The organism is Streptococcus sp. S784/96/1 (genome assembly GCF_902729355.1).
Lineage (GTDB): Bacteria > Bacillota > Bacilli > Lactobacillales > Streptococcaceae > Streptococcus > Streptococcus caledonicus.
The window spans coordinates 1-16751 of record NZ_CACVCC010000001.1; the positions used below are offsets into that span (position 1 = coordinate 1).

The window sequence follows — 16751 nt, forward strand, 5'->3', positions numbered from 1 at the left end:
ATCAGATGAGGAGAAAGAGTATTTAAGGTATTTAATGAGTGGGGAATGTTTTAAGGGGAGACGTGCTTTTCAGAGAAAGGTTAAAGCTAAGTTAGGGAGACTTGGATGGGGGAGCGATTATCGGTGGTTAAAGGGGTATTAAAAAAGCACTCTTTTGAGTGCGGACAACTTTAACGATTCTTTAGTTCAAGATAACGTTTGTACCAAATTTTGATATAGGCAGGTGAGAATGGTCCTTTCTCATTATTAATCCAATCTACAAGAATTTTAACATTTTCTTTTAGGATAAAGTCCAGATCGTTTGAATACCCCATTTGTTTTTTATGACTTTCGTATTCATCTACATCAAGGAGTTTTTTTTCTCCGTCTGTAAAAACTTTGACATCTAGGTCATAATCAATATATTTGAGTGCTTCTTCATCTAAGACATGAGGACTAGCGATGTTACAATAATAAGAAACGCCGTTTTCTCGTATCATTGCAATGATATTAAACCAATATTTTTTATGAAAATAGACTATAGCAGGTTCACGAGTGACCCAACGTCGTCCATCGTTTTCAGTGACTAATGTGTGATCATTGACTCCAATAACTGCATTTTCAGTTGTCTTTAGTACCATAGTATCGCGCCATGTACGGTGCAAACTACCATCATGCTTATAACTTTGAATTGTAATAAAGTCGCCTTCTTTGGGTAATTTCATGGCAATCTTCTTTCTACAATTTGTTATCCTTAATAGAATAGCATATTTTTAATAAAAAAGCACGATTTTGATAATATAATCTAAAAATATTCTCTTAAAGCCGAACGAATATCATCAAAGTCATATCCTTTTCGAGCTAGTGTCTGTGTTAAACGTTGTCTTAAATCGTAACCTTCATATCGTTTTGAAAGTCGTTGATAAGCTTTTTCGAGTTCTTTTTCTAGAAGGCTTTCTTCGAGTTGAATATCTTTTTCTATACTAAGGCGAGATGTGGCTATTTTAGCTTGTGAGAAGTTGAAGCCTCTTGTAACTAAATTTTGCTGGATTTTTTCTTTTAATTTTTTTTCAGGGAGTTTGGTTTGGTATTTGCGATAAAGTTTTTTAGCAATTTTTTCAGCTAAGGAGCTTAAATCGATATTTCCGAGGAGTTCATCGAGTAATGTTGAAGCGATTCCTTTTTGCATGAGTTTTTGTTTAAGGACGTAAGCACCTTTATCACCTGTATGTTTATTAGCTTCAATAACTTGTTGGGCATAGGCTTTATCGTCAATCCATTTATCTGCTTTGAGTGATTTGATGATATCAGGGATGATATTAGGTTCGATATCGTGATGAGATAGATAGTCTCTGACCTCTTTCTCAGTGCGTTTTTTGAAAGAGAGGTGATAAAGAGCGAGGTTTTTACCGTAAGAGAATTGTGCAAATGATTGAATAGTTTCTAATTCTTCTGGGGTTAGTACCATTCCTTTTGTCATCATAAACCGGACAATAGTGTCCTCTGTTACATAGAGTTTTTCAGTGCTATCTATTTCAACGAGATAGAGGCGTTTTTTCTTTTCAATTTTTGTGATTTTCATAGTTTGATTATACCAAAAATGGTAAAATAGGGGTTATAAAAGATAAGGTATTTTACCAAAAGGGGGAGCTATGGCTGATAAAGATAAGATTGTTGATTTAAACCAATATAGGGAAGAGAAGGAATTTGATGAAGATTTGTTTGAAAATCTTTTAAATATGTCTGATGAAGAGAGTGATGATTTTTATGACAGCATTGCATTTGGTGATGGGCTAAATGCGGATGGTCCAAGTGGGAAAGAACTTTTGGCAGAGATAAGGCGCTTAGAAGAGCTGGAAAGTGATGGCTATTTGGCTTGGATGATGTCTCCTGAAAAATCCTGGCTAAATCTAGATGCTCGTCCATATCTTTCTCTTAAGATGGATTTAGCTGTGCTTTATAAGCAGAATGGTCTCTACCAGAAGGCTCTTGAGCACTTCATGCAAATGTTTCGTGAAGATCCCAATGATTCTTTGGGATGTCGTTATGAAATTTTGGCTTTATACATTCTTAAGTCGGATTATACGATGGCTGATGCTTTTTTCAGAAGTCGAAAAGAGCATGAAGAGGATGCGATGATGGCCATTCCAATGCTTATTTCTGCCATTTTGTCTGACGCTGATAAGCAAGCGGGTGCTTTAATTGAACAGTTGTGTGATCAGGTTGATGGCTTTTTTGAATTTTGCCGTTTGGAAGAATTTCCGATGGCTCGTGTGCTGGATGCGGGAGCTGTGGAATTCTACGAAGCAAATAGTAAAGATAGCCTTTATATTGCTTTGTATAGCATATTACCATTATTGTTGACGACTTCTGTTTATATCCAGGCTTATCTGAATGATCATTTTTCTGATGGTGAGGTCTATTTAGAGGACTTTGGCATTCTAAGTTCGGCTCAATTATTAAGCTTGAATGATTATGATATAAAAACAGCAACAGATATCCAATATTATTCAGAAGAAGAGCTACTAACTATTCCAAAAATTGGTAAGGTAACGCTTAAAAAACTAAAAGAAATAGGAGTGGTGTTTAGAAAGTGATGACTTTACAAGTTAAACAACGTATTCCTTTAAAAATCAAACGGATGGGTATCAATGGTGAGGGTATCGGCTTTTATAAGAAAACGTTGGTGTTTGTGCCTGGTGCGCTCAAGGGAGAAGAAGTATTTTGCCAAATTGTTTCGGTGAAGCGTAACTTTGTCGAAGCTCGGCTATTGACCATCAACAAAAAATCAAAATTTCGTGTCGAGCCTTCCTGTGCTATCTACGAGGAATGTGGCGGTTGTCAGTTGATGCACTTGCGTTATGACCAGCAGTTGGAGTTTAAGGATGATATTATCAAGCAGGCTTTGACTAAATTTAAGCCGTTAGGTTTTGAGAATTATGAGATTCGTCATACCTTGGGGATGGAAAAACCTGAGCACTATCGTGCAAAATTGCAATTTCAGACCCGTTCATTTGGGGGTTCTGTTAAGGCTGGTTTATATGCTGAGGGGAGTCATCGCTTGGTCTCAATTGATGACTGTCTGGTACAGGATCAGGTGACGCAACAGATTATCAATCGCGTGGTTGAGTTGTTAGATAAACATAAGGTTCCAATCTATAATGAGCGTAAAATTGCTGGTATTCGGACTGTTATGGTCAGAAAGGCTGAAAAGACTGGACAGGTGCAGTTGATTTTTGTGACTAGTCGTGAGGTTCGTTTAATTAAGGTGATTTTGGATTTAGTGGCAGATTTTCCACAAATTAAAACGGTAGCCTTAAATCTTAATAGTTCTAAAACGAGTGATATTTATGGTGATAAAACGGAAATTCTTTGGGGAGTAGATACCATTTCTGAAGAAGTTTTAGATTATGGCTTTAGGTTATCTCCTAGAGCATTTTACCAATTAAACCCTCAACAAACGCAAGTGTTGTATGGGCAAGTGGTGGCGGCCTTGGACGTTTCTGAAACGGATCACGTGATTGACGCTTACTGTGGTGTGGGTACGATTGGATTTGCCTTTGCGGATAAGGTAGCTAGTGTTCGAGGGATGGATATTATTCCTGAGGCTATTGCGGATGCGAAGCAGAACGCGCAAGCTATGGGATTTGAAAATACTCACTATGAGGCTGGGAAGGCAGAGGATATTATTCCCTGCTGGTATCGTGAAGGATATCGTGCAGATGCTATTATCGTCGATCCTCCTCGTACAGGTTTAGATGAGAAATTATTAAAGACTATTTTAAACTACCAACCGGAGAAGATGGTTTACGTTTCATGTAATACATCAACTTTAGCCAGAGATTTAGTTCAGCTGGCTAAGGTCTATGATGTGAAATATATCCAATCTGTTGATATGTTTCCACATACCGCCAGGACCGAGGCTGTAGTGAAGCTAATCCGCAGATAGTTTCTGTTACTTGTTGTGTTTTGACAACAGGAGGAGAAATCATGATTTTGAAGTTTTTGTCCTACCCAAGGCTTCTTTATCAGTGGAAATCTTTTAATAGCAGAGAGTGGGGCAGAAGCCCTGATTTCGAAGTCCTGACTTCCCTTTGCTATCTTATTTCTAGAATCAGGCTGGAAACAGTCAATAGGTTATTATTTTAGAATAATAAGTGCTTTAATAAGCAAAAATTATCCTATTTATATTAACCCAGCTTGTCAAATTAAGCTAGACATTTTATGTAACTCAGAAAAACTTGATAAGGTGTTTGATAGTTTAGTGATTTCCTAGGAATGTTATTTCGTCTATCAGCTATAGCTGATAACACTTTTTGAGACAAGCCATTAAAATCCATTTGTTTAGGTAGTCCATGACGTCTTAATAACCCATTTGAGTGTTCATTTAATCCAGGTTGCCCTGGGCAACCTGGATTCGCAAAGAAAATATCAATATCGTGTTGGTTAGAAATCGTCTTTCAATTAGAGAACTCTTTCCCACAATCAAAGGTCATTGATTTAAAGAGATGTTTTGGAAATCTTGAGAGCTATCTAGTTAGTGCTTGTTCAATATCACTAGCTTTTCGCCCCTTTGTTCGAAGCGTGATAATAGCTTTAGACTGCTTCTCTACCAATGTGATAACAGCACTTTTGTGGTTTTTACCAACAATAGTATCACCTTCAAGATGACCAAACTCGCTATCAAATTCTGGATAGACTTTCGAACGCTCACGAATATCCCGACGAAAAGCTAGCTTGTCACGTTTTTCGGTCTTACCATTCGGTTTGCGATTTCCCTTCCATGGGAAATCGTCTTTCTTGAAGATGCCACGGTCAGCTAGGCGATAAAGAGTTCTCATAGAACAAGAGATTTTATCAGGATAAGTTCCTTTAACAACATCCAGACTCCAGTCGCGATCTAAATGCATTTGGATAAATGTTTGTTCATTTTGAGTGAGTTGGGTTTTACGACGACCACAACGTTGCTTGTTAGCTTTGTAGTGTTCATAGTAATCATAGGCAGTGTGTCCAGCCTTAAAATAAGCAATAATCTTATAAATAGTTTGTTTTGATCTTTTGAGTGAGTGACAAATAGCTCTAACTGCCATTCCTTCTTGGTAGTAAGACTCTATCATTAGAAGCTTGTTTGTGGTAAGATGAGTGTAGGTCATTTATGTTAGTTCCTCTCAGAAAAATGTGGTGTTTATCTGAGACTAACATAAATGGCTTTTTTCTGTCTAGTTTAATTTTACAAATTGGGTTAATAAAAGGTTAGACATTTTCTGCCATTATGTTTGTTTTGAACTTTAGTCTTATTTGATTTATGATATAATAGTTTACGGAATCGTTAATTTGGGATTAGTTTTTGGAATGACAAGACTATCATGCCCCCCCAAAAAAAACGATTTAGTTGGACAACATCAAGCATTGAAACTTTTGAAATGAGTTTTTCTTTGAGGAATGAGGAGTTGTTATGAGGAATTTGTACCGTTTTATGGTTAGAACCTTTTTTTATGCGGTTATTATATTAATTTTAATTTATTTATTTAGTTATTTGGGACAAAATCAAGGTAATTTTGTTTACAATGAATTTTAGAAAGGATGTGACGCATGATTAAGGATATGATTTCTCAGCTAAATTATTGGGCTGAGGTTCAAGGAGATTATCCCGTATATGATATTTTAGGAGAGAAACACAGTTACAAAAAGTTAAAAGAAGACTCAGATGCCTTGGCAGCCTATATTGATTCTTTAAATCTTTTGGAACATTCCCCAATTATGGTATTTGGTGGTCACGAGTATGAGATGTTAGTATGTTTTGTTGCTGCAACAAAGTCAGGTCATGCTTATATTCCAGTAGATCAGCATTCAGCATTAGAGAGAATTGAAGCTATTTTAGAGATTGCTAAACCAAGTATCGTTCTATCAGTTGGTGATTTTCCTTTGGCGGAACTATCCGTACCATTGATCAATCTTAATAAAATAAATGAAATATGTACTGAAAAATTGGATTATAAATTGAGTCATTCTGTTAAAGGAAATGAAACATACTATATTATTTTCACATCTGGAACAACGGGGGCTCCTAAAGGGGTTCAAATTTCTCATAACAATTTACTAAGTTTTACAAACTGGATGATTACCTCGGAAGATTTCAAGGTACCTGAGCGTCCACAAATGTTGGCACAACCTCCCTATTCGTTTGATTTATCGGTGATGTACTGGGCGCCAACATTGGCTAAAGGAGGAACATTGTTTGCCCTACCGAAGACTTTAGTAACAGACTTTAAACGTCTTTTTAGTACTATTTATGAGCTTCCGATAGGTGTCTGGACGTCAACACCTTCCTTTGTCGATATGGCCATGGCTTCTCATGATTTTAATGCTGAAACCTTGCCAGATTTATCGCATTTCTATTTTTGTGGTGAAGAGCTGACGCTTAAAACGGCTCAAAAACTACGCCAACGTTTTCCAAAGGCACGGATTATCAATTCTTACGGCCCAACGGAAGCTACGGTTGCTTTTTCAGCTTTGACCATTACCAATGATTTACTTGAATTAGGTGAACGTCTTCCGATTGGTTATGTTAAATCAGATTCTCCAACCTTTATTATTGATGATGAAGGCAAAGTTCTACCCGCAGGTGAACAGGGAGAAATTGTAGTGACAGGGCCTGCTATTTCTAAGGGTTATCTAAATAATCCAGAGAAGACTGCGGAAGCTTTCTTTGAATTAAACGGTCAACCAGCTTATCATACAGGTGATTTGGGAATAATGACCCAAGATGGCTTACTGTACTATGGCGGGCGCCTTGATTTTCAAATTAAATTTAACGGTTATCGTATCGAATTGGAAGATGTGGCACAAAATCTAAACAAGTCCCAGTTGATTGAAACTGCAGTAGCTGTTCCACGGTATAACAAAGAGCACAAGGTTCAAAACTTGATTGCTTATGTCGTTCTTAAAGCGGGTATCGCTCAGCAATTTGACAGAGAACTAACTATAACTAAAACCATCCGCGACGAATTAAAAGAAGTGATGATGGATTATATGATGCCAACAAAATTCATCTACTGTGACAATTTACCATTGACACCAAATGGGAAAGTTGATCTTAAAGGATTGATTATTGAGGTGAACAAGGCATGAGTAATTTTTTGTTGAACTTGCCTCGTTTAGAAGTTTATGGGAATCCACAGTATTTTGTTTATCTCATTATGGCTGTACTTCCTATTTTTGTGGGTCTCTTTTTCAAGAAACGATTTCCAATTTATGAGACCCTTGTAAGTTTGGCTTTTATTGTATTCATGCTGGTTGGTGATGATTTGAGTCAACTCATATCGTTAGTTATCTATGTTGTTTGGCAAGTTTTACTCATCTTAACTTATCAATACTATTGTCAAAAATCTCAATCATCGTGGCTATTTTACCTGTGGGTATTTTTAGCTATTTTACCTCTAATCGTTGTCAAAGTTAATCCAATATTATCAGAAGCGCGTGCAACGATGACTTTTGGTTTTTTAGGAATTTCTTACCTAACCTTTAAGTCAGTAGGGATGATTATAGAAATGAGGGATGGTGTTTTAAAGGATTTCACAGTCTGGCAATTATTACGCTTTCTTCTTTTCATGCCAACATTTTCAAGTGGACCGATTGACCGTTTTAGACGTTTTAATGAAGAATACAACTGTATTCCAGAACGAGAAACGTTACTAGAGATGTTAGATCAATCTGTTCGCTATCTGATGAAAGGGTTCCTTTACAAGTATATTTTAGCTTATACTATAGGACAGTTTTTTCTGATTCCTTTAAAGCAAATGGCTGTGCAGGCAGGCGGTGTTTTTAATCTAGCTACGTTAGGTGTGATGTATGCTTATGGCCTACATCTATTCTTTGATTTTGCAGGCTATAGTTTATTTGCTTTAAGTGTTTCAAATCTTTTCGGTATCCGAAGTCCACAGAATTTTGATTCTCCTTTTAAATCACGTGATTTAAAAGAATTTTGGAATCGTTGGCACATGAGTTTATCTTTTTGGTTTAGAGATTATGTCTTTATGCGATTAGTTAAGGCAATGCTTAAAAATAAAGTCTTTAAAAATCGTAATGTGACTTCAGGAGTTGCCTACCTTATCAATATGATACTCATGGGGTTATGGCATGGGTTAACGTGGTATTATGTGCTTTATGGCGTATTTCATGGTTTAGGATTAATCGTCAATGACTGGTGGATTCGTTATAAAAAGCAACTGAACAAGAAGAGAAAAATCAAAGGACAGTTACCACTTCCTGATAATAGATGGATTCAAGCTTTAGGAATGTTTGTGACATTTCATATCGTGATGCTATCTTTCCTAATATTTTCAGGATTTTTAGATCAACTTTGGTTTTCTAATCATTAATTTAGTTAAAAACGATAAAAAAGGAATTTTACAATGGATATTAAAACAGAATTATTAGAAATTATTGATGATCTTTTTATGGAAGATGTGTCTGAAATGCTAGACGAGGACCTGTATGATGCGGGAATTCTTGATAGCTTGGGAACCGTTGAATTGATTGTAGTCCTAGAGGATCGCTTTGATATTATTGTGCCTGTATCTGAACTTGGTAGAGAAGACTGGAATACTGTTAATAAAATCGTTGCAGGGATAGAGGGGCTTCGTCATGAGTAGGCGTCTTTGGCAGATTTTAGGTCCTGTCATTTGCGCCATCTTTTTGGTGGTATGTTTAATAGGATTTTATCCCAATCGTATCATATATTCTATGAAAAATGAAAAGAAAGATGCTGTTTCTTTAACAAAAACTAATTTCAAGAGTAAGTATAAAAAATTACGTGCTTTTAATGACAGTAATACACAATTTGTCCCATTTTTTGGTTCAAGTGAGTGGTTACGATTTGATGCAATGCATCCATCTGTAATTGCAGAAGCTTATCATCGTCCATACACCCCCTATCTTTTAGGGCAAAGAGGGGCTGCCTCATTGACCCATTTTTTTGGAACTCAAGGAATTACGGAAACTTTTAAGAAAAAGAAGGCGATTTATTTTGTTTCTCCTCAATGGTTTGTGAAATCTGGTACTAATGCCAATGCCTTCCAGAATTATCTTACTAACGGACAGATAGTTGACTTTTTATGCCAACAAAAGGGAACAAGCTATGACCAATATGCTGCTAAACGGTTGCTAACACTTTATCCAGAGGTTCCTTTTAATGAGTTTTTGAAAAAGGTTTCTAAAGGAAAAAGATTAAACAATAAAGACATTAAGCAGTTAGCCTTTCAAAGTTACCTTTTGAAAAAAGAAGATTATTTCTTTGGGCAATTCTCGATTGATTTTGGGAACTATGCTAAGGTTTTGGAACAAGTTAAAAAGTTGCCTAAAGATTTTTCTTATAGTAGGTTAGAAGCGCTAGCTATTGAAGAGGGAGAGGCAGAAACGACTAATAATGAATTTGGAATTCGCAATGAATTTTATCAGACTAAAATTGCTGGTCGAAAAAGACAGTTGAGAGGAAGCCAAAAATCATTTGATTATAGAATTTCTCCCGAATATCAAGATTTTCAGCTGATGCTTCATCAATTTGCGGAAACCGAAACGAATGTCCTCTTTATTATTCCACCGGTTAATAGTAAGTGGGCTGCTTTTACTGGTCTTGACCAAGAAATGTATCAACAGACTGTTGACAAAATTAAATACCAATTACAGAGTCAAGGATTTACGCATATCGCTGATTTTTCAAGAGACGGTGATAAGGAGTTCTTCATGCAAGATACGATTCACATTGGCTGGAAAGGGTGGCTTGAGATGGATAAGAATGTTAATCCTTTTTTGACGAAAGAATCAGAAAAAACTAATTATCAACTCAATCCTAATTTTTTGACTGAAGAGTGGGAAGATTATATCGGTGATCCGAGAGATTTTAGCCGATAAGTATTGAGTGCAATAGGACATTTTAATAGAAAAATAAAAGGATTTCATTTTGGAAACATCAAAATGGAGTCTTTTTCCTTAGGGGGAATTAACGATTTCAACCAGAAATACTGCTTTTTAGTGCGTTTAGTCGTAATAAGGCCTCATTCTATCGCAAACGTCTCAAACTTAATTCCACTATAAAAATCCGTTTTAGGCTAAGACAATTCGAAAACTAAAATGGAACTTACTTTTGGAAATTACCCATTGTGATTTTGTAACTTGAAAGTTTGTAAAATAATATACATTATGATAAAATTATAGGGTTGAATTTTAGTCAGTGAAAGTTTATTATGCAAAAAATTATTATCAATGGTGGTAAGCCACTAACGGGCGAGGTAGCAGTTTCAGGAGCAAAAAACTCTGTTGTTGCTTTGATTCCTGCAATTATTTTATCAGATGGTGTGGTAACACTTGACGGTGTCCCTGCGATTAGTGACGTGGATGCTCTTGTTGAAATTATTGAGCTCATGGGTGGTAGTGTCACACGTGATGGAGACAGTCTTGAAATTGATCCTCGTGGTGTAAAAGATATACCGATGCCTTTTGGCAAAATAAATAGTTTGCGTGCTTCTTATTATTTTTATGGTAGTCTTCTAGGGCGCTATGGCCAGGCAACAGTAGGATTACCAGGTGGCTGTGATTTAGGACCACGTCCGATAGACTTGCATTTAAAAGCTTTTGAAGCAATGGGAGCGACTGTCACTTATGAATTGGAAGCCATGCGTATTGCGACAAATGGTCAGCCTCTTCATGGAGCACATATTTATATGGATACAGTGAGTGTTGGAGCGACGATTAATACTATGATTGCTGCGACTAAAGCCAACGGCCGTACGGTTATTGAAAATGCTGCGCGTGAACCAGAAATCATAGATGTGGCAACTCTCCTTAATAATATGGGAGCTCATATTCGTGGTGCAGGTACAGATGTTATCACCATTGAAGGTGTCGAGCAGTTGCACGGCACACGCCATCAAGTGATTCCAGATCGTATTGAGGCAGGTACCTATATTGCTCTGGCAGCAGCTATCGGTCAAGGTATCAAAATCACAAATGTCCTTTACGAGCATCTAGAAGCTTTTATCTCTAAATTGGAAGAGATGGGTGTCCGTATGACAGTCAATGAAGATAGTATTTTTGTGGAAGCACAAGAGACACTTAAAGCAGTAAACATTAAGACTGCTCCATATCCAGGTTTTGCTACAGATTTACAACAACCGTTAACTCCATTGTTGTTAAAAGCCAAAGGAAGAGGAAAAATCATTGATACTATTTATGAAAAACGTGTCAATCATGTCCCTGAAATGGCTCGTATGGGAGCAGGTATTCAAGTATTAGGTGGCCAAATTGTGTATGAAGGAGGCCGTGAATTAACAGCCGCTCCAGTTAAAGCATCTGATCTTCGTGCAGGAGCAGCTCTTGTAACAATGGGACTTATGGCACAAGGCACAACTGAGATTACCAATGTTGAGTTTATTCTACGTGGATATTCTGATATCATTAAAAAATTGACAGCCTTAGGTGCAGACATTACACTGGTGGAGCAATAATTGTTGCTATATCATTCTATTAAAATAACAAAAATCAGGAGGTTGGAACAAAAAATATTTCAACCTTCTCTTTTTATTTTTACAGACAATGGTAACTAAACTAAGCTTTCTAGATAGACTTGAAAGCTATTTTTATAGTGGTTTGAATCAATAATAGGATACAAAAGAGTCGTAATAAAGCGGGAATTAGTTCACATGTCTCTGATTCGATGGTGTCCTGTTTTAGTTTCATTCTACTATACAAGAAATTGAAAAAAAGGATAGATCAATCTTGTAAAGTCGGTATCAATAAAGCTATTTCAAGTCTGTTGAACATTGTAGAGATGAAGCTTAAAATTGAGATAATAAGGAGACGACAAAATGTTGAAATTATGGCTTCTGTTTCACTTTAGTGGATAATGTCGCCCTTTCATACTTTTAATGTTTTCAACCTTGTGGAAAAGTGTTAGAAATATAGCTGGGAAAACTCAGAAATTTAACAATTTCGAATGCCGTAACTAAAAACCTTAATGCGGTATCGTTTAGGGTATCTCTCTGGTTCAAATAAGGATGGAGATGTGATTTTATCTGCTACATTTAATATTGCAGATGTTAGTAACTCTTAGTTTATTATTGAGCGAAGAAAATGATTAGCGGCTGTGCGGATGGTCATAACTGGATGAAAAATATTTTTAATCATGATTAACTACAAAAATACAGAAACCGCTTGCGTAAAAATTGCATATTTGGTACACTAATGAAGAGAATGTATTAAGGAGGAATGGACGTGAAAACGACAGACATCAACTTACGTCAAGCGGTGATTTACTCGCTCTATGTACGCAATTTTTCTGAAGAAGGAACCTTTAAAGCAGTTATTCCGGAATTGGATCGTATTAAAGCATTGGGGACAGATATTGTTTGGTTCTTACCATTTTATCCAAATGGAGAAGTGGCAAGAAAAGGGACGGTCGGTTCGCCATATGCTATTAAGGATTACCGATCAGTAGATAATCATTTTGGAACTTTAGAGGATTTTGAAGAATTGGTTTCAGAAATTCATGATCGTGGGATGAAAGTAATGATTGATATTGTTTACAATCACACCTCGCCAGATTCGATTTTAGCTCAGGAACATCCAGAATGGTTTTATCACAAACCGGATGGTTCATTTGGAAATCGTGTTGGAGACTGGTCTGACATTATTGATTTAGATTATGAGCATCGTGGCCTGTGGGATTATCAAATTGAGACTTTAAAACTTTGGGTTAACCGAGGTGTTGATGGTTTCCGCTGTGATGTCGCTCCGCTGATTCCATTAGAATTTTGGAAAGAAGCTCGTCAGAAAGTTGAACAGGTTAAATCAGATGTGATTTGGCTTTCAGAAAGCATTGAGCCAGGTTTTATTAAATATATGCGTAGTCAAGGTCTTACAGCACTTAGCGATAGTGAGATTTTTCAAGTCTTTGACATGGCTTATGATTACGATGTTCGTGGCCTATGGGTGGACTATCTGGAAGGGAAAATACCATTATCAGCTTATATTGATCGCCTGAATTTACAAGAGGTTATATTCCCGGCTAATTATATTAAACTTCGTAATCTTGAAAATCATGATAATCGCAGAGCAGCAGACTTGATTTCGGATAAAGATGAGCTTTTGAGATGGACAGCATTTAATTACCTTCAAAAAGGAGCTGTGCTTATTTATAATGGACAAGAACGACAAGCTTTGACAATTCCGAGTCTTTTTGAAAATGATCCGATTAATTGGTCTGGTGAAGATATTTCAGAATATTTGACAAAGATGGCTCACATTAAGAAAATGCTACCAATTCAGGGCGATTACCAATTAGTTGCTGATGACCAAAACGATTTAGTGATAGTAACTCATAAAACAGATAAACAAGCGATTGTTGTCATTATTTCTTTTAAAGGGAAAGAAGTTAAAGTTTCATTAGATTTAGCAGACGGTAGTTATGAAAATGTATTTAATGGCGAAAAAGTCAATATTGTCAACCATGAGTTGTTGATATCAAAAGAAGTAATTGTTTTGTCAATTACTGAGTGATATAGAAATTTTTAGGTAGAAAATAAGATTTTTTAGAAAAGTAAAAAAATAACGGAAAACGCTTGCACAAAAATATAGTGTTTGCTATAATTAAATTGTTAAAACAAAACCTATTACGGAGGACCCATTTATGGAATGGAATTGGAAAAAATTTGCATTTGGTGCAGTGACATTGACTTCAGCAGTGACTTTGGCTGCTTGTAGTAGTGGTTCAGGAGATAAAGAAAAGACTGCCTCAGAAGATAAAAAAATAGTGGTATCTGTGGATACAGGATATGTTGATTACATTAAATCTATTGAAGCAGATTTTGAAAAAGAAAATGGTGTAGATATTGAAATCAAGGAAGAAGGAATGATTGACACCCTTGATAAATTATCTACTGACGGTCCAACAGGTGCTGCTCCAGATGTTTTCTTAGCTCCCTATGACCGTGTAGGTGGTCTTGGCGCAGATGGACAAGTTGCAGAAGTTAAACTTGGAAATGAAGCTGATTATGATGAGACAGCTAAAAAATTAGTAACACTTGATGGTAAAATTTATGGAGCGCCAGCGGTTGTTGAAAGCTTGATTCTATATTACAATAAAGACCTTATAAAAGAAGCTCCAAAAACATTTGATGAGTTAATGGCTCTTCAAAAAGATGCTAAATATGCCTTTTCAGGTGAAAATGGCAAAGCTGTTGGTTTCTTAGCTAACTGGACAAACTTCTATTATGCTTACGGCTTGACAGCAGGTTATGGTGGTTATGTCTTTGGTGAAAATGGCACAAAAGCTTCAGACCTTGGTTTGGCTAATAAGGGTGCTGTTGAAGGGTTGACTTATGCGAAATCTTGGTACGATACTTGGCCACAAGGTATGCAAGATGCAACTAAAGCTGGTGATTTCATCACTGAACAATTTACAACTGGTAAAACAGCAGCAATCATTGACGGTCCATGGGCAGCTGCCTCACTAACAGAGGCTGGTGTCAACTGGGGTGCTGCACAAATCCCTACACTTGCTAACGGTGGTAAATACGAAGCCTTCGGTGGTGGTAAAGCATGGGTTGTTTCAAACTACAGCAAAAATATGGAAGTTGCACAAAAATTCTTAGATTATGTTACAAATGAAGCAAATCAATCTAGCTTCTATGACGCAACTCAAGAAATCCCAGCAAATATTAAAGCTCGCGAGTACGCTACTGCTAAAGGTAATGAGTTGACAAGCGCTGTTATCGCACAGTTTGCTAACGCTCAACCTATGCCAAATATTCCACAAATGGCAGAAGTTTGGGAACCAGCAGCAACACTCTTCTTCGATGTGGCATCTGGTAATAAAAAACCAGAAGAAGCAGCAAAAGAAGCTGTATCTACGATTAAAGAAGCTATCGAACAAAAATATTCTGAATAATGAACATGTAAAAAGCTGATTCAGAACATTTCTGTTCAGCTTTTTATCTCTTTGTCTCAGTTGTTGTGGCAGAGAGATAAGAAGCTCTCGCTTGAGATTAGAAAAGGATAAATCATGAATAGAGCGGCGATTTACCATGAGCCAGATTCTCGCTATTGTTTTGCGATTTCAGATAAAATGTTAGTGATTCGATTACGACTTGCTAAGGAAGATAAAGATGCTCAGGTTACCTTAGTTTATGGGATGAAATATGAATATTATAAGCGTCAACAACGCATTCCTCTGCCTTTTGTTGGCTGTGATCATCTACATGCATATTATGAAATTTGCCTTCCTCTTGAAGATGTACGGCTTGCTTACATTTTTCATGTGAAACAGGGTGAGGAAGAATTTTATTATAGCGAAGGAGGTTTCTTTGATGTCTATGATTTTGACTTGAGTTACCAAACTTATTTCCAAATGCCTTATGTCAATGCGGTAGATATTCATCGCCCAGTAGAATGGATGGGGAAAGGAACCTTTTATCAGATTTTCATTGATCGCTTTGCGCGTGGGGATTTTGAGAAAGATGACAGCTACATTGATATGGCTTGGTCCGATAAACCCACACCGCGTAGTTTTGCGGGTGGTGATTTGACGGGGATAACGCAAAAAATGGATTACCTAGAAGATTTAGGTATCACAGCTCTGTACCTTACGCCAATCTTCCAATCACTTAGCAATCATAAATACGATATCAGTGATTACTATGCCATTGACCCACAATTTGGAACATCTATGGCCTTGAAAGAATTGATTGCGGAAGCACATTATCGAGGGATTAAAGTGGTCCTAGATGCTGTCTTTAACCATTCCAGTCATCTCTTGCCAGAATTTCAAGATGTGGTGGTACATGGTAGAGAGTCGAAATATTATGATTGGTTTATGATTGATGGCGATTACCCAACTATGAAACCGCTGAATTATGAAACTTTTGCAACGGTAGCAGAGATGCCTAAATGGAACACCTCAAATCCAGAGGTGCAGGCATATTTACTAGATATTGCTAAATATTGGATTGAAGAATACCATATTGATGGCTGGCGTTTGGATGTCTCGGATGAGATTTCGCATGAATTTTGGCGACAGTTCCGAAAAGTGGTAAAAAATGCTAACCCAGAAGCTGTAATTATCGGTGAGAATTGGCACGATGCTTACCCTTATCTTCAAGGAGATCAATTTGATAGTATTATGAACTATGCCTTCAGTAAGGCTATCTTAGACTATGTCACCAAAAAGGCATACGATGGCAAATGGCTTGCAGAAGCCTTGACAAATTTGAGAATGCGAAATACTTGGCAGGTCAATCAGATGAATTTGAATTTGCTAGATTCACATGACACGCATCGTTTTCTCAATCAATTAGGAGGCGATAGAGATGATTTGTTACTCTCTTTGGCTATCTTGTTAACTTTTGAGGGAAGTCCATGTCTTTATTATGGAACAGAGATTGCGATGGCAGGAGGCTATGACCCCGATTGTCGCCGAGGATTTGATTGGGAAAAAGTTGGCACTACCAATCCGTTCTGGGTGACGGTGCGTGATATCCTCAGATTGCGAAAAACAGAGAAATGTCTTCAAGAGGGAGTTACTGAAATGGTAGCAGATAATGGTGTCTTTATGCTCAAACGTCATACAGCCGGTGTTACTATTGAGTTAAGGGTAAATGGTGGTAACGAAAACCACCCACTTCCTCAAGTAGAGTGTTTATTAAACCATTTGAAAAAAGGTCAAGAACTATTGCCAAAAGGCTTTGCTTTATTGAAATATGAAACGGAAAGGAGTTGAA

The 16751-nt window shown here is 36.9% G+C and carries 13 protein-coding genes and 1 pseudogene; 11 read left to right on the plus strand and 3 right to left on the minus strand.

Annotated elements, in window-relative coordinates; translation table 11 throughout:
* Positions 1-170 precede the first annotated feature (170 nt).
* A complete protein-coding gene (gene ntdP, locus GZ996_RS00005) occupies positions 171-704 on the minus strand; it encodes a nucleoside tri-diphosphate phosphatase (RefSeq protein ID WP_156807260.1) in 534 nt (177 codons plus the stop codon).
* Positions 705-784: 80 nt separating this feature from the next.
* Positions 785-1561: a recombination regulator RecX gene (gene recX, locus GZ996_RS00010; RefSeq protein ID WP_161979680.1), complete on the minus strand. Its 777-nt coding sequence runs from the start codon at positions 1559-1561 to the stop codon at positions 785-787.
* A 70-nt stretch (positions 1562-1631) separates the two neighbouring features.
* Between recX and GZ996_RS00015 the strand changes: the two genes are divergently transcribed.
* Both GZ996_RS00015 and rlmD read left to right on the plus strand, forming a co-directional pair.
* Positions 1632-2576 carry a hypothetical protein gene (locus GZ996_RS00015; RefSeq protein ID WP_162011011.1) on the plus strand — a complete coding sequence of 315 codons (945 nt, stop codon included), beginning with the start codon at positions 1632-1634 and terminating at the stop codon, positions 2574-2576.
* Complete coding sequence (gene rlmD, locus GZ996_RS00020) at positions 2576-3928, plus strand: 23S rRNA (uracil(1939)-C(5))-methyltransferase RlmD (protein ID WP_162011089.1); 1353 nt, start codon at positions 2576-2578, stop codon at positions 3926-3928. Before GZ996_RS00015 ends, rlmD begins: the two co-directional genes overlap by 1 nt.
* Positions 3929-4187: 259 nt before the next feature.
* On the opposite strand, the pseudogene GZ996_RS00025 reads toward rlmD, so the two are convergent.
* A pseudogene (locus tag GZ996_RS00025) lies at positions 4188-5132 on the minus strand (IS30 family transposase).
* A gap of 302 nt (positions 5133-5434) precedes the next feature.
* Here GZ996_RS00025 and GZ996_RS00030 point away from each other — a divergent pair.
* From GZ996_RS00030 to GZ996_RS00070, 9 genes are all read left to right on the plus strand, one after another.
* A complete protein-coding gene (locus tag GZ996_RS00030) occupies positions 5435-5557 on the plus strand; it encodes a teichoic acid D-Ala incorporation-associated protein DltX (RefSeq protein WP_156805660.1) in 123 nt (40 codons plus the stop codon).
* 14 nt (positions 5558-5571) lie between these two features.
* On the plus strand, positions 5572-7110 hold the full coding sequence (gene dltA, locus GZ996_RS00035; protein WP_162011012.1) for a D-alanine--poly(phosphoribitol) ligase subunit DltA: 1539 nt from the start codon (positions 5572-5574) through the stop codon (positions 7108-7110).
* Positions 7107-8360, plus strand: coding sequence for a D-alanyl-lipoteichoic acid biosynthesis protein DltB (gene dltB / locus GZ996_RS00040; RefSeq protein WP_156805662.1), 1254 nt, complete (start codon positions 7107-7109; stop codon positions 8358-8360). Before dltA ends, dltB begins: the two co-directional genes overlap by 4 nt.
* Before the next feature lie 33 nt (positions 8361-8393).
* Positions 8394-8633 (plus strand): D-alanine--poly(phosphoribitol) ligase subunit DltC, encoded by a 240-nt coding sequence (gene dltC / locus GZ996_RS00045; RefSeq protein ID WP_156805663.1) that lies wholly within the window; start codon positions 8394-8396, stop codon positions 8631-8633.
* Entirely contained in the window at positions 8626-9891 is a 1266-nt protein-coding gene (gene dltD / locus GZ996_RS00050) for a D-alanyl-lipoteichoic acid biosynthesis protein DltD (protein ID WP_161979360.1), read from the plus strand. The genes dltC and dltD overlap by 8 nt, the downstream gene beginning before the upstream one ends.
* 332 nt (positions 9892-10223) lie before the next feature.
* On the plus strand, positions 10224-11483 hold the full coding sequence (locus tag GZ996_RS00055) for a UDP-N-acetylglucosamine 1-carboxyvinyltransferase (RefSeq protein WP_156805665.1): 1260 nt from the start codon (positions 10224-10226) through the stop codon (positions 11481-11483).
* A gap of 766 nt (positions 11484-12249) precedes the next feature.
* Positions 12250-13533, plus strand: a complete 1284-nt coding sequence (locus GZ996_RS00060; protein WP_380433636.1) for an alpha-amylase family glycosyl hydrolase — start codon at positions 12250-12252, stop codon at positions 13531-13533.
* Between the two features lie 130 nt (positions 13534-13663).
* Positions 13664-14923 (plus strand): extracellular solute-binding protein, encoded by a 1260-nt coding sequence (locus tag GZ996_RS00065; protein ID WP_162011013.1) that lies wholly within the window; start codon positions 13664-13666, stop codon positions 14921-14923.
* 114 nt (positions 14924-15037) lie between these two features.
* Positions 15038-16750 (plus strand): glycoside hydrolase family 13 protein, encoded by a 1713-nt coding sequence (locus GZ996_RS00070; RefSeq protein ID WP_162011014.1) that lies wholly within the window; start codon positions 15038-15040, stop codon positions 16748-16750.
* Position 16751 lies beyond the last annotated feature (1 nt).